Source organism: Nitrosomonas sp. Nm33 (genome assembly GCF_900107265.1).
Taxonomy (GTDB): domain Bacteria; phylum Pseudomonadota; class Gammaproteobacteria; order Burkholderiales; family Nitrosomonadaceae; genus Nitrosomonas.
Genome location: NZ_FNPJ01000027.1, coordinates 1 through 18843, shown reverse-complemented (window position 1 = coordinate 18843; position 18843 = coordinate 1). Strand labels below are relative to the sequence as shown.

At 41.1% G+C, this 18843-nt stretch carries 15 protein-coding genes; 5 read left to right on the top strand and 10 right to left on the bottom strand.

Annotated elements, in window-relative coordinates:
* Window positions 1-7 precede the first annotated feature (7 nt).
* Window positions 8-613 carry an alpha-ribazole phosphatase family protein gene (cobC, locus tag BLV54_RS07420; RefSeq protein WP_090569982.1) on the top strand — a complete coding sequence of 202 codons (606 nt, stop codon included), beginning with the start codon at window positions 8-10 and terminating at the stop codon, window positions 611-613.
* Window positions 610-1359, top strand: a complete 750-nt coding sequence (locus tag BLV54_RS07415) for an adenosylcobinamide-GDP ribazoletransferase (RefSeq protein WP_218132344.1) — start codon at window positions 610-612, stop codon at window positions 1357-1359. Before cobC ends, BLV54_RS07415 begins: the two co-directional genes overlap by 4 nt.
* Before the next feature lie 321 nt (window positions 1360-1680).
* Here BLV54_RS07415 and BLV54_RS07410 read toward each other — a convergent pair whose 3' ends face one another.
* The 8 genes from BLV54_RS07410 to BLV54_RS07375 form a co-directional block, all read right to left on the bottom strand.
* The gene (locus tag BLV54_RS07410; RefSeq protein WP_090569979.1) at window positions 1681-3282 is read right to left on the bottom strand and encodes a hypothetical protein; all 1602 of its coding nucleotides are present in this window, start codon (window positions 3280-3282) and stop codon (window positions 1681-1683) included.
* A 561-nt stretch (window positions 3283-3843) separates the two neighbouring features.
* Window positions 3844-7041: a TonB-dependent receptor domain-containing protein gene (locus BLV54_RS07405; protein WP_090569976.1), complete on the bottom strand. Its 3198-nt coding sequence runs from the start codon at window positions 7039-7041 to the stop codon at window positions 3844-3846.
* Between the two features lie 316 nt (window positions 7042-7357).
* Window positions 7358-8524 (bottom strand): tetratricopeptide repeat protein, encoded by a 1167-nt coding sequence (locus BLV54_RS07400; RefSeq protein WP_090569974.1) that lies wholly within the window; start codon window positions 8522-8524, stop codon window positions 7358-7360.
* 20 nt (window positions 8525-8544) lie between these two features.
* On the bottom strand, window positions 8545-9138 hold the full coding sequence (locus tag BLV54_RS07395) for an energy transducer TonB (protein ID WP_256329249.1): 594 nt from the start codon (window positions 9136-9138) through the stop codon (window positions 8545-8547).
* A gap of 52 nt (window positions 9139-9190) precedes the next feature.
* Window positions 9191-9595 carry an ExbD/TolR family protein gene (locus BLV54_RS07390; protein ID WP_090569968.1) on the bottom strand — a complete coding sequence of 135 codons (405 nt, stop codon included), beginning with the start codon at window positions 9593-9595 and terminating at the stop codon, window positions 9191-9193.
* A gap of 6 nt (window positions 9596-9601) precedes the next feature.
* Window positions 9602-10219, bottom strand: coding sequence for a MotA/TolQ/ExbB proton channel family protein (locus tag BLV54_RS07385; protein WP_090569964.1), 618 nt, complete (start codon window positions 10217-10219; stop codon window positions 9602-9604).
* Between the two features lies 1 nt (window position 10220).
* Window positions 10221-11726: a MotA/TolQ/ExbB proton channel family protein gene (locus BLV54_RS07380; RefSeq protein WP_090569961.1), complete on the bottom strand. Its 1506-nt coding sequence runs from the start codon at window positions 11724-11726 to the stop codon at window positions 10221-10223.
* Complete coding sequence (locus BLV54_RS07375) at window positions 11723-12490, bottom strand: DUF3450 domain-containing protein (protein WP_090569959.1); 768 nt, start codon at window positions 12488-12490, stop codon at window positions 11723-11725. Before BLV54_RS07375 ends, BLV54_RS07380 begins: the two co-directional genes overlap by 4 nt.
* 636 nt (window positions 12491-13126) lie before the next feature.
* Between BLV54_RS07375 and BLV54_RS07370 the strand changes: the two genes are divergently transcribed.
* Complete coding sequence (locus BLV54_RS07370) at window positions 13127-13573, top strand: phosphate-starvation-inducible PsiE family protein (protein WP_090569956.1); 447 nt, start codon at window positions 13127-13129, stop codon at window positions 13571-13573.
* A 218-nt stretch (window positions 13574-13791) separates the two neighbouring features.
* Window positions 13792-14532: a winged helix-turn-helix domain-containing protein gene (locus BLV54_RS07365; RefSeq protein ID WP_090569953.1), complete on the top strand. Its 741-nt coding sequence runs from the start codon at window positions 13792-13794 to the stop codon at window positions 14530-14532.
* 985 nt (window positions 14533-15517) lie between these two features.
* Here BLV54_RS07365 and BLV54_RS07355 read toward each other — a convergent pair.
* Both BLV54_RS07355 and BLV54_RS07345 read right to left on the bottom strand, forming a co-directional pair.
* Window positions 15518-16039: a hypothetical protein gene (locus BLV54_RS07355; RefSeq protein WP_090569947.1), complete on the bottom strand. Its 522-nt coding sequence runs from the start codon at window positions 16037-16039 to the stop codon at window positions 15518-15520.
* Between the two features lie 798 nt (window positions 16040-16837).
* The gene (locus BLV54_RS07345) at window positions 16838-17323 is read right to left on the bottom strand and encodes a Slp family lipoprotein (RefSeq protein ID WP_090569944.1); all 486 of its coding nucleotides are present in this window, start codon (window positions 17321-17323) and stop codon (window positions 16838-16840) included.
* Window positions 17324-18478: 1155 nt separating this feature from the next.
* On the opposite strand from BLV54_RS07345, the gene BLV54_RS07340 reads away from it, so the two are divergent.
* On the top strand, window positions 18479-18843 hold a 365-nt coding region (locus BLV54_RS07340), incomplete at its 3' end, for a winged helix-turn-helix domain-containing protein (RefSeq protein WP_143032447.1).

Below are 18843 nucleotides of genomic sequence, written 5' to 3'. Positions count from 1 at the left end.
CAATAGCATGACTACCATAGCTTATATTGATCTGCTCAGACATGGCGACACCGGCAATGGTGGACGGTTTTGCGGCAGTACCGATCATGCCCTGACCGAGGCAGGTTGGCAGCAGATGTGGACACGTGTTGAGCAGACAGAGAGGCATTGGCAGCATATCATTACTTCTCCCTTGAAGCGCTGTGCGCATTTTGCCCAGGCACTGGCTGAACGCTACACTATTCCGCTTACACAGGATGCACGCATTCAGGAAATCCATTTCGGCGAATGGGAAGGGCGCACTCCTGTCGAGCTGATGCAGACTGATGCTGAAGCACTCGCCCGCTTCTGGCAGAATCCATTAGATGATCCACCGCCGCAAGCAGAGCATTTACTGGATTTCAAAGCGCGCGTGCTGGCAGCATGGCAAGACATCCATACTCAGTTTGCCGATCAGAATATTCTGCTGATTACCCACAGCGGGGTCATGCGCATTCTGCTGTGCCACCTCAACCAGCAACCGCTGCAGCAACTGCTGAATTTTGACGTGCCCTATGCAGCTATGCAAACTGTTGAGGTGAAGTGGCATGAGAATGGTTGCCAGCTCGCACTCAAGAGCGATAAGCCAGAATGATCAAGCCCTTTCTGGTCGCGGTACAATTTCTTACCCGCTTGCCGGTACCCCTGTCTACGCCACCAGCTGAGAAAACTGTGGGCTATTCCCTGTTGTTTTATCCGCTGGTTGGTCTGATGATCGGGACACTGCTGATTGGACTAGGCTGGCTATTGCGTGATGCACCCCCACTGGTGGTGGCTGCTTTGCTGCTTACTGGCTGGATTGCGCTCACTGGCGGGCTCCATCTGGATGGTGTGGCTGATAGTGCAGACGCCTGGGTGGGTGGCATGGGAGATACAGAAAAAACCTTAGCTATCATGAAAGACCCCAACTGTGGTCCGATGGGAGTAATAGCTATCCTATTAGTGCTCCTGCTCAAATTTGTCACACTGCATAGTTTGTTTATTGCACAGAATTGGATTGCACTATTATATGCGTCCATCCTGGCCAGAACACTGATCCCGTTTTTGTTTTTAACCACGCCTTATGTACGCCGCCATGGCCTGGGTGCACCCATCGCCGCCCATCAGCCTCGTAAATTGAGTATTTTTGTTGTTACTGTTACCCCCTTTCTTTTGCTGCTGATCACAGGCTTTCATTATTTTTGGCTAATCCTCACATCAATTCTGGTATTTTTAGTATTGCGCCTTATGATGATGCAGCGCATCCATGGTACGACAGGTGATACTGCTGGGGCATTGATTGAGATAGCTGAAACCAGCGTGCTGCTGGCAGCTGTTTTGCTGGTGCCGATTAATTCTTGATTTGATCAATAGCGTTTAAACCTAAAAGCGGTTTTTATTCCATTTCTAAATCAAACATGACGCGAAGGCGAACCGCAGAAAGTATAAATAATACGGCAAGGAGAAGCCGACAAAGTTAGGTTTGATTTAGAAATGGAATTAGGTTTAAACATGCACACAATAAATTCGAGAAGGGAAGGGGAGAGGTAAAAGAAACAATCGCTGGTGCCGATGAAGGCAGAACCAGCGATTGTTTTTTATTCAATAAAACCAGGACACTTGAGTTTATTGGATGCTTTTCTACTTAACGTCTAAGCAAAGAAGCTTCCTGAATCAGAAAAATTAATTAAATCTAAAAGTCCATTCCTGTGTCCAGTCATCATTCGCATCTTTAAATGCGCCTGCATAATCGACATTATTAAAGAATGAATCATTTACTGGTGCGCCGCCTAATGTCAAAGGGGAACCTGTTGCTGGTAAATGGCCATTCAGGAGCGAATCTTCAGTTTTGTTTCCAGATTGCGAATTAAACCAGTCAGCTACAGAGAACGTCGCATCTGTACCATCTTTAAAGTTATTGGCGCAATTCACAAAAGAATTAACCATAGTCAATTCACCACTCAGATTACCCGGTGATCCAGCATTCTTAAAAGTGGCTGCCCCATCGATTTGTACACAATCAGGAAAGCCGGTAACGACTGTGTTCCATATATTTGCACCAGTACCACGACGTAATAAAATACCTTGTGTGCCAACCGATGAACCGATTAAAGTTAGATTGGAAATAATGGGTTTGGCACGGGGTAGTGAATCATTATTGACCTCATTGTTGTCAGCTTCGATACCACGATCACCATCGTCAGCAGCCTGCTTAACCAGAACAAATTGGGCTTTTCCAGTCCAGCCGCTAGTCCAATCCAGATTGTCGTCACCATTATTGGTCAGCACCAGATGTTTCATCTGCGCCGTACCGCCAAACATTTCGACACCATCATCCAGACCATTATGAACCTGCACGAAATCAATCACTGTGCCCGAGCCCACGGCATTAAGCGTCAATCCATTTAATTCTTGATCTGGACGTACCGCAAAACCTGCAAAAAGAATTTGCGTGTATTTGATTAAACCGCTGTTATCAGCAGGATCATTACCGCCATAAAATTCTGAAGTTACGGCCTCAAATGGAGCCTCACACAACGGCACACCTTCATTACAACCGTTTATCGGCGCATTACCTGAGAGCACCAAACCACCCCACTCACCTGCCGCTTGTTGCGATGGGCCACTCATTACGATTGGATTATCAGGGGTTCCTTCCGCCATGATTTTTGAACCGCGTCTGATCCACAAGAAATCGGCGCCCTGCTGACCAAAGATTTTGGTGCCTGGATTAATGGTTAATGTAGTGCTCTCAGTTTTATCGCCACCGATGAAAACGCCGCCTGATAAAATCCACTGGATATTTTTGGTCAAGGTAATATCTTGTTTGATTTCACCACTTAAAACACAGGATCCTTCAGTGGGTCCTTGTGTAGAAAAAGAAGGGCAACCCTGGAAATTATTACTGACAAATTGCGAGAGGGTAAAACGCATCGGATTTGATCCCGGTACCAACTGAAGCTTGGCATAAAACTCATCTCCACCTACGACGACGGATGGCACGTGTACAGCTGCTGTTGCAGAATCAAATACAACACGTTGTTGCCCTTTTGCTGGTGATATAACGTCAGCGGCTATCAGTTGCAGATCATTACCTACGATTTGCAGTTGCGCACTGTAAAAAGAGGATGATGCACCATCTAAAACTTCTACCACTGGAAAATCAACAATGCCTGTCGCAGGATCAAAACTTGCTGTTGCCGCATGACTATTTGGTGTAAACATACCTAACAGCAATGCTGCAGCTATCGCCAACCCTGCTTGTTTCTTCTCAAACCTTACCATTTTTTATTATCTCCAGATTGATCATTTTGGAGCAGGCAATTTAACAAATATATATGTCAATAATGTTACATCTCGATGAATAAATTGATTTGTTCAATCCATGCCTAAAAACTTTGTCTATAAAACGCAATAGGGTTATTGCTTTTCAGTGAACTCGCCAGGGATAGAATTTTTATGAATAACTCTGAATTAATAAAAGAATTAAACTTGGCTGCAACCCTCTATGATTCGGACAACATGGAAATTAACTATAGTTATGGCGGAAGAGTTATTTATGCTCGTGTTACTGATGGATACTAACTATAATACTGACGGTAGGCTATGAATTAATTTTATCTTAATCAGCAGGGTAGGGTGGTGTGGCGATTTGCGTGTACACCAGGAAGCATGCGTATTATCCCTGACTTGTTTTGCGTATTCCGTACCAAATCAATATCTGCGACTGTTGGCGTGAAATCGGGCGGGCCAGGTTAACACCCAACCCAGATGATTTGCGTTTCCTCAAGAGTAGCTGTCCGGTTGGATGTCATTCAATTCCTTTGCAAGGATGAAATTTCCGAATCAGTAATTAATACGAACAGCAAGATTAAACTGACGTCCTCTACGGAATTGGCGTGTCAATTCACCGCCTTGCGTGATAAGCACATCGTCATCCAGCAGGTTTTGCATATTCAGGCGTAACGACAACCGTTTGTTTATGGTCTGGTTAAAAACAAAGTCAATCTGGTGAAGTGGTTGTTCAAATTTATCCGGTGCACCCAGTACACCTACTGCAGAAATTCGTTGACTGGCAACATTGTAAAGTAAAGTTGCTTGCGTTCCCCAACCCGGATTCTCGTAACCAATTTGGAAATTAACGACGTGCTTCGAGTGTCCTTGCAGCGGCCTGTTGTTAGTAGTCTGCACCTGCAGGCTAGTGGGATTCAACTGAACATTGGAAGATGACCAGGTATAATTGCCACCCGCATAAAAATTTTCCAGAGCTGGATGTATAAAGCTCAGACCTTTAAGGTATTCAAATTCAAATCCGAATACGTTTGCTTTATCAGCATTTTGGAATGTCTGTAAGCCTGTAGTTCCTGGCAAAATGACTAATTCGATAGGTTTTGTCAAATCCTTCCAGAAAAAACTGGCAAATAGATTTTCACTGGGCGACAGGTAATATTCCCAGCGAATATCATAATTTTTTATACTCGTCTGCTGCAAATCAGGATTACCAGTTGTTTCCTGATTGGTATTCAGATCAGTAAATGGCGCAGGTGATAATTCCCTGAAGTCAGGTCTAGATAATGTCTGGCTATAACCAGCCCGCAACTGTTGCTTATCTGAAATAATCCAGGTCGCAATCACTGAGGGCAGCATATCTACTCTGTTTATTTTGGTTATCACCGGTTTGTTCGTGTGGGCAACAGATTGAAATGTTTCAACTGACATATTATTATCTTCCCAACGTAAACCCCCGGTGATGTTAAATTTTTCGTACAAAGACAAATCCAATTTTCCATAATAAGAAAAAAGTTTCTGTGATGCCTCGTAGTTATCAGTTGGGCGTGTGGTATCACGCAAGAGGAAACCATTTGGACCAATATTTGACGGTTGTAGAATTGTCTCCAGTGATGGTTGATTCAAAACTGCCTGATCTCTCCCAATGGGTCCCACAGGAAAATAACTGAATCGTTGAGCGTTCGCCACTCTGGATTTATTTTGATCGATAAAGCCGCCATGCAGATTTGCTTTGTAGTTTGCAGAAAATTCAAGTGGCAACTTTGTATCTACACGCCAGCTTTGATCTTTGTCGGTCAAATCAGCAAATGTAACTTGATTACTATCCGCTCTGCGGGAAAAAGCAAAATTGCTACTACCTTGAAGTTGATCAAAACGATAATCCCGCGTTTTGGGTTCTTCTCTTGTAGCGGTTGCATTAGTATATAACCAGTTTACCGATAAGTCTTTTGCCCAATCAAAAAGATGCGCACCCCCCACCTGATGCATGAACAATTGATTGGAAAAGAATCTCAGTTTTGTCCTACGTACATCAGTCACTTCAGCGTCGGTAAATCCCTGACCGATTCTTGCCTCATCGGTTGACTGACGGAGAAACATGGTCTTGTAAAAAAGACGATGATTATCTTTATATTCTACCTCTGCTGCACCATATCCATTTAGCTCCGTTTGTTCTAATGAACGCTGTGTATTGAAATCAAAAATATTTTTCAATCCCCCCTCTTTAGTTGGGGTAAATTCCCTATTGATCTCATTCTGCTTCCTGAATTGCTGATTCCAGGCACCAGCCGCGATATAACCCACTCTGAAATTACCCAGATTAACCACGTTACCTGTGGCTGCCTGAAGGCCTCTATCTGGTCCCGGTCTTCTTTCTGTCACATCCCATACACCTGATAAATCTTGACCAAATTTTGTAAGCTCTTGCGGCGAGAATCCATCAGGATTAAAAGTTGTTTTCGGCTGAATGGTGCTGCCATCTGCGGTAGCTTGTGCAATTGAATCAGGCAAAGCGCGCGCACCATCATCAAAGCTCAGGAAATCAAGACCCCCACCTTTATAGTTAAGGCCATTCTCAAAGGTCGTTCTGTCATTAAAGCCTGTTTGCGCAGTGATATTAAAGAAAAATTCATCCGGTATTCCTCTTGTACGCATTTCCAGAGTGCCGCCTGCAAATTCACCCTGCCGATCCGCGGAATACGTTTTTTGCACCATAACGCTTTCAAGGAAATTGGTCGGAAAAAGATCCAGCGGTACAACACGGCGTGTTGGATCCGGACTTGGAACAGCCGCACCATTGACTAATGTTGTGGAAAAGCGTTCACCCAGACCACGAATAAAGATGAATTGGCCGCCCACCAATGTTAGACCAGAAGCTCTTCTTAATGCAGCGGCTACATCGGAGTCTCCACCCCGATTGAATTGTTCAGCACCCATAACTGTAGTTACTTCGGTTGAAGTTTTCTGTTCTTCGATAACAGAAGCTATTGTCCCCGCCAAATGCGGCTCTAAAACTACATATTCAGCCAGCTCAACACCGGCTGGTGTTAAATTGAAGGATAATTCAGTTGTCTGGTCCTTGGTGATTTTTATTTCATCCTGTGTTTGACTGCTATAAGCTGGATGCAGCAACGAAACGCTATAAGTACCGACTGGGATACTCGCTTCTAACTGACCCTGCTCATTTGTTCTGAGCTGCTGCCTCAGGCCGCTCACGAAAATCTGCACATCCTTGATTGGCTTGTTCGTCTCCACAGAACGAACTTTCACAGTCATAACACCGTCACCTTCAACTGGCGGCTTCTCGGTTGGAGCTTCAGAACCTGCAATGGTGCCGGCAACGGAACTCTCAATGTTGAGCAATGGCTCCCTGCCGTCCGGATAAAAAGTTACCAGAATTTGTACATTTTCAGCGGTACGTAAAGGCAAATCAAAACCAAATATCTGATCAATTGTTTTGAGTTTGAAATGATACTTACCGGCTGGTAATTTCGCCGCTACGCTGCCATTGGCATTTGTTTTAAGGAAAGGCTGGTCTTCAACATGCCAGGTAATCATGGAGGACTTGGCCGCACCCTGTTGCGCATCGGTTTTTTCGTACGTGATGCTGCTGATCGTTAATTCTGCATCAGTAATAGGCAAGCCATTCCGGAACAGGTGAATCGAAAATTCTGCTTTTTCAGTATCCCCCCATGCAAAAGAACTCATAAAAATTGCAGTGAACAAAATGACCAGGGAAAGAAAAGGTTTTTTCATCGTATTTCTGTACTCTTTATTTTTGGAAAAACATTCTTGATGAAAATCTGTCTGCCAAACACGGCACTCAGGAAATATGTCCGATTGAAGTAATCATTAGGTGTAAAACATCCCCCTCTTCACTGGCAATGAAACTGCTCCAGAAGATAAATTGCTGGTTGAAAGGGTATGAGATAGTTACTGCAAAGGTATCAGGGCGGCATAAGCGGGAATCCCACTAAAGACGCATTGCAACCGGAATGAACGCAAGCTACGCAATCAGTAGAACCTGCTATTAGGTAACCATGGCACGGTCTGATTTCTGTAATTTCAAGAATTAAGTGCATTGCCATGGTTCAGTTTTACAGATTTCCATTAATCGACGAAGCTCAGTTCCTTTTCTGAAAAGCTCAGCATCTTTTAAATGGTCCAAATGCTTATTAGCCTCTGGAAAACGGCTACTAGAAAATAAGGCATACGCAAGTGCATAACGCACTTCTTGATCATCCAGTAATCCAGACCGATACAAACTTGATTCCATATTAGCTGCACGTTCGAACTGCTTTAATGCAAGAAGAATGGATAGCCGTTGTTTAAGTTTTACTTTCTGATCACTGATGCTTTCATTCAGTATCAACGCCTTATGAAAACGACCCGCACGTCGATAGATTTCTGCCGCTTCAGCCTGTAGACCCGGATTCAGTAAAGCTGCTTGCTCAAGGATGAATGCTGCCGAATTAAGTTTTCCCTGATCCAGATAGGTGTGCGACAGCAGTTTTGCTACAACCTCATTATCAGGAAATTGCAGACGGGCGATTTCCAGAATATCCAGAGCTTCGTGATATTGCTTGCTTAACCGCAATGCATTACCAATAGCAATATAGTCCTCCGCAGCCGCCTTTGATTGCTTTAGATATTGTCGACCCAATTCAGTGGCTTCATGGTACAACTCGAGCTCTACAAAATAAAAAACCTTGTGTCTAAGAAAACTAAAATCCTTGGGATATAATCTCTGACCCTCATTTAGCATATTGATGGTGGCAGCCGCCTCTTTCAAATGCCAGTAAGCTTGCGCTTTTAGGGTGATTAAGTTCGCTTTGCTGGCGTGTTCACCCGCCTTGTCAATGGATTGGATCGTATCCCGATACTCTTTGAGCGCATAATGGGCTTGCGCCAGATAGACAAAAATAACTGAATCTTTCTGCCCATTTTTAACCGCTAGCTGCAAACTGTCTTTGGCTGCTGCAAAATCATTCAGATTCATATAAGCCAAGCCTTGCAGTGTATAAAATCTCACCAGATCAGTTTTTTTATCCTTCAGGTCCACGCTCTGCAAGGCTAATAACGCGCGATCGCTATAACCATCTTTTAGCATGACGGCGGCAAGCTCTATAAAGTCTGTCGGTTGTGATTTATTATCTGCAGCCCAACCAATACTGCAGTAATATCCCAGTATAAAAACAACCATCAGATGGCCAATTGATCCAGCCGTTAGGTATTTCATTGTAATCACAATTTTTTAAATCAGGACAAGTCGAATCGAATTTTTTGCTTCGCCCACACTTTGACAATTTCACCCTTGTACTTTGCCGGCTCAAACTGCCAGGACCGAATGCCCTGCAGTGCAGCAGCGTCAAAAACTCCTGAGGGATTAGACTCCAGCACTTGTACCTGATTGACTGAACCATCAGTCTCAACGAGTACCGACAAGACAACATAGCCTTTAATACCATTCTTTTTTGCTGAAGACGGGTATTTAAAAGCTCCTCTTGATATCGGTTTAGGTGGGACATCAACCAGATCAGCGGTCATCACTGTATTAGCTGTTTTACCAATTAAAGAATCATCCAGATCACCCACCTTTCCATCATCCAGGCCTAGCAATCCCAGATCAATGCCAGATAGCGCTGTATCAAGGCCCTTAAAAGGGGCAGGTGCCTGAGGTCGGGTCACTTGTTTTTTTTGCTCGACTTTCTTGATTTCTTTTTTGGGTTCTTGCTTGATTTGATTTGCCATACTGATTTCTGTCACTTCCTGAGCAGGTGCCTTCTCGACCTGTCCCATATAACGATTCATCCACAATATCAGGCCGAAAACCAATATCAACCCAAATAACATCGATGCAGATCCTGCCAAGTGTCGAAAAAAATTATTTATTTTCATATTGGTATTAACCCGCTTCTTTTTTAGTAGCTACTCCCACGCTTTCAGCGCCAGCTAAGCGTGCTTGATCAACCACTTCAACCAGTTTTCCCGCAGGAACACCTTCATCGGTCACGACTAACACTACTTTGCTGGAAGAGGTGCTCAACAAATCTCGCAATTTACTTTGTATTGTCCACAAACGGACCGGTTCACCATCCAAATATGTGTCGCCGTTGCGGTCTATAAACAGTCGAATGGCCTTACTCGATGCAGTAACGGCACTACTGGCCTTGGGTCTTTCCAGTTCCAGTTTCATGTCCTTAACGAAAGATGCCGTTACCATAAAGAAAATTAACAATATGAAAACCATATCGATCATTGGCGTCATATCGATTACGGCTTCAGCTTCTGCAGGTTCGTTATTTCTCATCGTGAATTATTTCTCGTTCGTAGTGGATATTTGATGACACAGCAATTCTTTCACCTGCGCAAGATCAAGCTCAATCTGCTGCTGTCTCCTGTTCAACATACTATTTGCTAATACGCCTGGAACTGCGACAGTCAGTCCCATCTGGGTAGTAAACAGGGCTTCAGCGATGCCACCGGCAATACCGCCAGACTGTGAGTGCACCGTCATGGTTGATAGCGACTGGAACGTTTCAATCATCCCTGTCACGGTACCCAACAGACCCAGTAAAGGAGCAATCAGAACAGCCACGCGAGTGAGCGAAGAAAACTTGGTGATTTCTCTTTCATAGTCATAAAAGGCCGCGTCCAGATGGCGTCGAAGGTTTTTGACCTTTCCCTTCTGTTTTTTTAACCGAAGGCCTTGTTTGATCGCTCTGGCCACAATACTTCTGGCTGGCTTATCATCGTTTTCCTGATAGTATTTCAACATATCGCGCACGCCTATCCACTTAGGCTCTTTCATGACCCAGAATCGATACCCTACTCCGTACCAAAGTAATAAGGTACAAAGTACCAGTGGTGGCATGACAATGCCTCCTATTACAAATAACTCTTTGAGCCATATGATCAGTTCTGGAAGACTCATTTCAAGGATTCTGCAACAGTAAGGTATTGTTATTCACATCAGGCGCAACTGCCTCTTCCAGATCAAGTCCACCCCCCAGAAAAGCGTTAACAATTTTGAGCGCCGAATGCTCCATGTCACGTTTAATATTTCTAGCCCAAGTTGACAATAAGGATCCAAGCAACAACGTTGGAATGGCAACAACTAATCCTAATTCAGTCGTCACTAACGCGATAGCGATACCCTCAGATAACAATCTTGGATCGCTGGTCCCAAACTGAGTGATCGAATCAAAAGTTTCAATCATCCCGGTTACCGTTCCCAGCAAGCCGAGGAGAGGAGCTACCGAGGCTATCACTAAAATGGCAGAACCAAACCGGTCCAAAGGTCCCGATTCTTGCAGAATTGCCTCGTAAACAATACCCTCCATGTGATCCCTATCGTCTTTCAAATGGTGTAAGGTATACAGCGAAACACGGCCAATAGCTGATGAATTCTCTTCACAACTTTTTTTAGCAACATCCATCTCGCCGGCAGCAAGATGATGCAGGATCTGATCAGAAAGTTGTTTCATGTTAGTGCTGTTTGTGCGTAGCAAATAAGCACGGGTCAGGATAAAAAATCCACCAATGACACCCAGTGCCACGATAACCCACCCAATCGCACCACCTGAATCGACATGCTCTAGTAATGTTTGTTCATGCGTTTCATCGACGGCTGTAGTACGGGACTCAAATAAAAATAACTGCAGTGTGTCCGGTTGCTGGTTTTTGCTCAAAGCAACAGCACTTTCCGCACTAGCGCTTTTCCATATCTTGAAATCTCCGCCACCTGCGGGCGCTAAACTTCCACTACCATCATCACTGACACCATACGCTGCGATATTGCCTACCTGAATAATTGATCCTTTGGTTTGTTTGCCATTCTCCAGAAAAAAACTTCCTGGCTTTACCTGGGTCGCACCTAAGTTATTGATTAAAGACAATGCTTGTTTAAACAAATAACTTACTTTGGCGGGATCGTTACCTTTATCTTCCTTAATGGATGAAGGCAACTCGATACCATGATTTTTCAAGGTAGATTCCGCTTGCATGTAAGTTGTTTCCAAAGCGTCACTGCGTTCAGTGACAGCGGCTTCTTTACGCTCGGCTTCTGCCAATTGCGCATTGAGTTGATCAATCTTGGCTGAGCGCTCAACAGAACCGCGTTCAAGCGCGCTGATCTTATTAATGAGCATTTTTTCTTCATTACTTGCGCTGGATTGATAGTTTTTCAAACGCTCAGTCAATTCCCGTTTCTGGGCTTCCAGGAAAACATATTCGCGTTTATACGCAGTTTCTAAATTGATTATTTCCTGTTTTGCTGCGCTCTTTTTTTGCTGTTTACCCTGATCTGAAGAACTATCCTGCTTAACTTCAGGCTCAGAAGCAACGGTGGCTTGCGATGAAGCTGCGTTTTTATCTTCAGCAGCATGGACAGAATTTCCCAGTACAATCAACAGTAACGATAAAAATAGGGCTTTCTTCATTTTCTTAGAGGATTAGGTAATTCAAAATAGCCTTGGCGTATTTGTTTCTTCAGCGAGTCAAATAAAATTTTGATCCGCTCAATTTCATCAGTATTATCAATAACTTCAAATTTCCAGTCGCCATCCTCTGATCGCTTTCCCATCCCAGCTCTGCTATCTCTGGTTTGGAAAAAAAGAAATACCGTGCCCAGTTTTGCAATATCCACCAGCATTTTTTCTCCATCCAACGATATTGTTTGCTGGTAAATACCATTTTCCTTGCTCAAGCGAATTTCATCTTCTATTAAGGACCATACCTGATTAACTGCTTTATTAGGATCAATCAATTGATTGGTAACATTATTCTCCAGATTTTCAATTGATCTGATACGATCTTCCGTTTTAAATGGAAAACCTGTTTGAATGTGCTGTTTATAATCTTTCAGTATTTCTAGTAAGACGGGTTTCAGATTCTCGCCCGATTGCTCCGCCTTCTTGGCGTCAGTGTTTAATTTTTCTATAGAATGCTGCAGTTTCTCAATACTCATTTTCTGCCTTCTCTCTTCAACACTCAAATCTGCCAATTGCGAGTTGAGTGCTGATATTCTGCTGCCATGTTTTTCCTTTTCAGTATCCAGTTGCGTTTGCAGTGTCTCAACTTCACCTCGGATCTTGGCCAGCGCCTTTGCCAAATTCTCCAAACTATTTCCCATCGCTGTAGGTGCAGGAGTCAATATCATCAATCCGATGAGTAAAATTGTTTTTTTTAAAAAATTTTCAAACATAAATCCCAGTGAATTAAATAAATTAGGTGGGCGAGATGAGGGGCATACGATCTGAAATCACAATCCCTTATTAATAATTGCGCGTATGCTACTGGTTGAATATTTCATTATTGTTACAATGACATTAAATATTTATTATTTATACAACAGCTTGAATATACAAAATAAGTTACTCAAAGCTGGAAATACTCAAGATTCGAGATCCATGAACTCGAAAGGCTAATGCGTCTAACTTCTTTCTTTATAAGATAAGTTGACGATGCGTTACGGAATGTAATGAAGGTAAGAAGTTATTAGAACGTCATAAAATTTTTATCACAATTCCTTATTGATAATTGCGCATATGCTACTAGTTGAATATTTCATTATCGTTACAATTAGGTGACATTAAGCTTTAAATATCTATTATTTATACAAAACTTGAATATATACAACGAGTTACTCAAAGATGGAAATACTCGAGATTCGAGATTTATGAATTCGAAAGGCTAATGAACCTAACTTCTTTCTTTATAAGATAAGTTGACGATGCGTTACGGAATGTAACGAAGGTAAGAAATTATTAGGACGTCACAAAACTTTTATATTGAATTACTAAAATAAGAATCCAGGCAATTTATTAACTGGAGTAATGTGATGATTCATCAAGAAATAACTAAAAGAAAGAGCATATTTCTATTAACTGACACTGATTGGCATCAACGCACCATTCAATTGATTGTCGGCATTCTGATGTTAGTGCTCTATTTTTGGATAGGTACAGGCATTCTCAGCTTAATGTCAAATCTGCCTCATATTTTCAAGGGTGAATGGGCAAATGTTGCTGAGCATATCATTACCGATGTGGTACTGATTCTGGCAGTGCTTGAACTGATTCGTATATTACAATCCTATCTGGCAGTAGGGCGTGTAAAGGTAACCTTCATTCTGGATGTGGCATTAGTGGTGCTGATCGGAGAGTTAATTGGTCTCTGGTATAAAGCGTACACATTGACAGAGGTTGGATTACACATTTCTGTAATTGCAGTACTGACATTACTGCGTATTGTTTCCATTCGTTTCTCACCCGATGCTATTGATTGATTCAATCGACATCTGGGTGCAGCACGAACAAAGTCCTCTAAAGAGATCTAGCAGGATCATAATCTAAATTAAGATCATCTTTCTGTATTATTTGCTTCACTTGTTTCAGATGATAAATCAGACTGTTAGTCAGTTTCATATTTTTGTCACGAATATGTAAAGTTTTATTCATATTATCTCAGCATTTTTAGTTACATTTATCAAGAATGAGATAATGTATGACAATAACAATTCTAACTGTTGAAAATGAACCTATTCTTCAGGAAATGATTTCACTCAATTTAAAAAGAGCAGGTCTTATTGTTTTATGTGCTGATAATGCGGAGCAAGCTAAAAGAATAATCAGCAATGTATTACCTGATCTCGTGATCATAGGTGGAATATTTCCTAATGTGGAGGGGATAGAATTTACATATAGATTAAAGAGTGAGGAACGTACCAAAACTATTCCAATTATTATGTTAACTGCTCGAGACCAGGAAAGTGAAATAATTGCTGATCTGGACGTTGAAGTAGAAGATTATATTACAAAACCCTTTTCACCCCATGAGTTGATTGCCCGAATTAAAGCTGTGTTACGTCGGCGTTTACCCGAAATGGCGGATGAAATTATTCAGTTGGGGGGATTAAAACTTGACCCAACTACACACAGAGTACATGCGTACACCAAAGATGAGCAGCTAGAACTGGCTGAAATTACATTGGGACCCACTGAATTTCGCCTCCTTCATTTTTTGATGACAAATCAAGAGCGGGTACACACACGTGCACAACTGCAAGATCGATTATGGGGTAATCAGGTTTTTATCGATCAACGTACAATCGACGTGTATATTCGCAGGCTAAGAACAAACCTTAAAACAGTAGGTAAAGAAGACCTGGTGCAAACAGTCAGGGGAATTGGTTATCGATTTTCTGTTAAGGATAACGAAAAAAAGTATAGGGGTAAAAGCGCTTGACCACAGCTAAGCCTCTTTCTCTATTAATAATGGCAGAATGGTGAAATGGAATAAACGCCTGCTACCCGAAGCAGTATCGAAGTGCTAAAGTAGTGGCGCAATGAATATTATATCTAATATCAGCCACGCTACCTTAAATACCTAAGCTGTTCAGCCGTAGATGAGCTGGAATCGCACAAACTAATCATTGAACATGCAACCGATAAAATCGATCGTTCAGTGACACTTTCATTGAGGAAATGGAAAAAATAAAAGTGTTTAGTTGCTCAGTTTTTGAGCTGAAATTCTAATGAGCCTTGACTAACATTTATGGTATTCATGGTGGTGAAAGGAATGTATCCTGATTTTTGATATCTGGATACGTGAAATAGTAAGGCTAGAATGTTATTTTAGCTTTCGTCACAATAAAAGCCCACAAATTGCTTGCGGGCTTTTTGAAGAATATCTATGTCGAATTACGACAAATCGAACAGTGTCATATCGACTGTAATTTCGCTAGCTGATACACCAATTAGTGTAATTGATGTATTACCATTCGAGAATTCAAAGGTAACGTTTCCATCCACTTCCGAAATATTGGTAACGTAAGGCTAAAGATTTACAACCGTATGAATATTCTCGAGTTCGAACGGCAAAGCATCGCCATTGATGATTTGAATGATATTGTCATCACTATCGGAATCGCTATCACCATCAACTAAAGAATCGTTACCACTGTTGCTAATAATATTTTCATCTGGAAACTGCTTTGAACAGCAGTGATTTTGCTTGAACGGACTATAAGTACTTGAATGCATTAGATCATTCAGCACTCTAGTATTTAATTACATCAAAATAAACAATAGCTTGTTCTTTAATCTAATTTTTGCAATTAAATCTGATATGAGTATCGACTAGAAATCTGGAGTCAAGAGCAGGATATAGTTTGACTACCATAAACTAATTACTATTACCCCAATAATTTCTTGCCGATACACATTTAATCTTATATTTTTTGTGAAAGTCTAGCTGTTCCAGCACTATTTAGATAAGCACCCAGACGTTTAGCAAAATAAACTTCTTTAGTGCCATCTGTTGTACTAAATTTTTGTTCCAAACCGATACCGCAGTCATGCAATTGTGCGTCTAAAATTGAAATTCGCGTATTGTGGTTCTCATTGATTGCTTTAACCTTAAAATTAGCGAAAGTATTATTAGCGCCTTTAGCGGTATCAACTACTACCGTTCCATCTGGAAGAGCTATCATCATGCGGCCATTTGCAATCATAGCAGCAACTGCATTGGCTTCAGTAAGTAATTTGTTATAAGTAGCATCATCTTTAACCGCTTTAAGCAAATTAGTTAATTTAACTTTTTCTGTATCAGTAAGTACAGCGGCCAAATTGGAATAGGGCGGCTGAGTTACTAAAGTTTGAACTTGTGATCCACATGTGGCCATAACATTCAAACTAGTAAACAACAATATAGTAAGGACAAGAAATAAAGACACCAATTTTTGTAATTTCACGTTTAAACTCCGATTTATTTAAGATCATTAATTGATGTATAACGACCACTACTAAAATGGCCATAAGTGCATCAGTTGTCATTAGCATAAATCGCAAAATATTAATATGCGACTTATGCCGCATAAACAATAATGATAAATGATGACAAATAAATGATAATTATTTGTCATTTATTTTAAATTTTTATGACACTTAAAAAGTTCTGAATAAATATAAGTTTGTAAATTTTTGATTTTCTGGATTGGGAAAATTTGTGTTGAAGTTACTGCTTTCTCATAAATTACTAAAAGCGACCTAAAGATTCACCGTTGATTTATACGGTTTTATTGAATAGTTGGTAGACATAAGTTTGCGTGATATTGGAGTGAATCTGCAAGCACAACGGCAGCACGGTTATCACTTTGGTAGTGCGCCTATTACGCGTTTGAGTTTGGTACGACTGAATAACCAAAAGCCAGCGAGGTGTTGCGAAGTGCTGATTTATGGACTGTATGATCGTTGCCCCAGGTATGATGCCTTAAAGCATGGGTTTTGTTTTAAGAATCCATTTTATGCCTTGGATGCTTCACTCATTGATTTGTCGCTCAAGCCTTTTCCATAGTTACGTTATCCATTAGAAAATCTACCTAATAGAAAATTCAAGTTGAATTCCGCCGCACATGAGGTTAATGGAGGTAACTAATAAGAATTAATTCATTTGTGTACAAATTAATAGTGATAAGAGATATTTATTCTCGAGCGATTATTATTTGCTAATAAATGATAAATTCTTTTCGTTGCTGGAAATTTTTCCATCTCTACCAGAATAACTGCATGAAATAACAGAACCTGCAATGTCCGTAATAATTGTTCCGGTAATTTATCGGCCAGAGATGAATAGCTGTAGCTTTTATTAATGGCAGACCTGAACTTTGGGGGCTAATTATATGTTCAGTTTTACCTTCAATTACGCCTACAGCAATGATTTCTCTATCTTTAGCATAGTTTTTTGGATCAAGAAATTCAGAACTTTTAATGATAAAGCGTCCTTCGCTGGGTTTATCTATTCTGGGGCGACCATAATAATCTAAAGGATAAAATATTACTTCCATCCAGCTAAAGTTTTCATCATTCTTGACATCCGCAATGACACCACCCCACCGCACTGAAGTATTTTTATAACTTTCGATATCCGCACTTACCTTTGCATATGAAATCTTCGTTATATGTGAATCTTTGAATGCAGGTGGCAGAGTAGAGCAAGCACTTAGCAATAAGCTGATTAAAATCAAATAAAATCTCATAGATGCACCTAAAGACGTTATATGGCAGAATCACAGTAATGATAACTTGATACGTCGATAAGTATATGATTATTTCATATATTTTTTATTCAATAGTATTAAAGTCTAAAACTCATTGAGTTCAATTTATCCCGCATTTTTTAATGGAAAATGCGGGATAAAGTCAGGCAGGATAAGCAGCAGTACATTGCTATGTTTTATAACAGTTTACATTCATATCTGAATTATAAGAGTCCAGATCAATTTGAAACTGAATTGGTAAAACTGAGAAAATGGCTTAACTGAGATTGCCATAGAAAGTTTGATTACGTCATGGGAGATTTGCAACTTGTGCAAACTTTGCACAAATTCATAATCTTTGGGAATTATGAGAATCTGGAATGTATCGAAAATTTGAGTTAGTTCGAAATAAAAGTGGAGAGGGGCAACCTGCCTTCAAGTTTCCTGTATTGGAAAACCATTAAGCCATTGTAATAGTTGTATTTTGTTATATTTACTCTCTATTTTTATCCCGCTTATTGACCATAAAATTTCTTTTTTTCCGTGGATATATTAGAGAGCGTGAGAACTGAAGAAATAGCCCAGTCAAAGCCTTTATCCATGCGAATTTTGTGGTTCTCAGAAGATAAAATCTGGAAAAAGGTGCCAGCTAGAACGAAAGGGAGGAAATGAGGGAAGCTGGCACCGTGGGCTAAGAACAGGAATAAACTTAGTATTGATTATTATACAGTTCAATATTACATCCTCATTACTACCTCATGACATCTACCATTTTTGATACCTTGAAATTAGTTAATTGTTTGTTCTATAACTTGCAGCATGGTCTTAGCTGAAAGCTTAATCAAGCGTTCTAAATTTCAATTTATATGTGCCTCTATCAATGCCTGAATTTTAGATATGGCAAAATATTATAGATTAAGACATAAAAACCGAAAATTTTTGGATAGATTTATAAAAAGTGATTTGGGAGATTTTGTAATGGCATTTTGCATAAGCTTATCTCTGTACTGTCATTCAAGGCGTGTCAGTCAAATAGACGAACTTTGAACTAAAAATAAACCAGGGAGTTCTTTAAATAACTTATCGGCTTATTCCAATTTGCATTGAAAAATGAAGAAATGAAACAATATAGCCATGAATTACGAGGAAAAAACCATGGGAAGAAAAGCAAGTGGAATAGATCAATTAGTAACGGCCCGGGAATTATTGAGAACAGCAAAAACAGCAGAGGAGTTGAGGGCGGCACAAGCGGTATTGCTGCCCTTGGAACCGGGCATGTCGTTAGAGGAAACGGCGAAGGCTATTGGACGTTCCATTAGATGGACGTGTAGCATGCGCACGCGCTACTGTAGAGTTGCTCGCTGCGAGGAGGAAGCACCTCGAACGAAACGGGCGCTCCGTAACCGTGCGATTGCCACGCTTGAGCAGGAAGCCCAAATTCTTGATGAAGTTTTGGCAGGAGCGGCTCGAGGCGGAGTGGTAGTTGTCCCTCCGCTTAAAGAGAAAATAGAGGAACGACC

What these genes read in the sequence shown, in the direction of transcription:
- BLV54_RS07365 (WP_090569953.1), top strand. Translation starts at nt 13,792, where the DNA reads ATGACAATAACAATTCTAACTGTTGAAAATGAACCTATTCTTCAGGAA.
- BLV54_RS07410 (WP_090569979.1), bottom strand. Translation starts at nt 3,282, where the DNA reads ATGGTAAGGTTTGAGAAGAAACAAGCAGGGTTGGCGATAGCTGCAGCA.
- cobC (WP_090569982.1), top strand. Translation starts at nt 8, where the DNA reads ATGACTACCATAGCTTATATTGATCTGCTCAGACATGGCGACACCGGC.
- BLV54_RS07395 (WP_256329249.1), bottom strand. Translation starts at nt 9,138, where the DNA reads ATGTTATTTGGGTTGATATTGGTTTTCGGCCTGATATTGTGGATGAAT.
- BLV54_RS07405 (WP_090569976.1), bottom strand. Translation starts at nt 7,041, where the DNA reads ATGAAAAAACCTTTTCTTTCCCTGGTCATTTTGTTCACTGCAATTTTT.
- BLV54_RS07385 (WP_090569964.1), bottom strand. Translation starts at nt 10,219, where the DNA reads ATGAGTCTTCCAGAACTGATCATATGGCTCAAAGAGTTATTTGTAATA.
- BLV54_RS07400 (WP_090569974.1), bottom strand. Translation starts at nt 8,524, where the DNA reads ATGAAATACCTAACGGCTGGATCAATTGGCCATCTGATGGTTGTTTTT.
- BLV54_RS07370 (WP_090569956.1), top strand. Translation starts at nt 13,127, where the DNA reads ATGATTCATCAAGAAATAACTAAAAGAAAGAGCATATTTCTATTAACT.
- BLV54_RS07415 (WP_218132344.1), top strand. Translation starts at nt 610, where the DNA reads ATGATCAAGCCCTTTCTGGTCGCGGTACAATTTCTTACCCGCTTGCCG.
- BLV54_RS07380 (WP_090569961.1), bottom strand. Translation starts at nt 11,726, where the DNA reads ATGAAGAAAGCCCTATTTTTATCGTTACTGTTGATTGTACTGGGAAAT.
- BLV54_RS07390 (WP_090569968.1), bottom strand. Translation starts at nt 9,595, where the DNA reads ATGAGAAATAACGAACCTGCAGAAGCTGAAGCCGTAATCGATATGACG.
- BLV54_RS07375 (WP_090569959.1), bottom strand. Translation starts at nt 12,490, where the DNA reads ATGTTTGAAAATTTTTTAAAAAAAACAATTTTACTCATCGGATTGATG.
- BLV54_RS07345 (WP_090569944.1), bottom strand. Translation starts at nt 17,323, where the DNA reads ATGAGATTTTATTTGATTTTAATCAGCTTATTGCTAAGTGCTTGCTCT.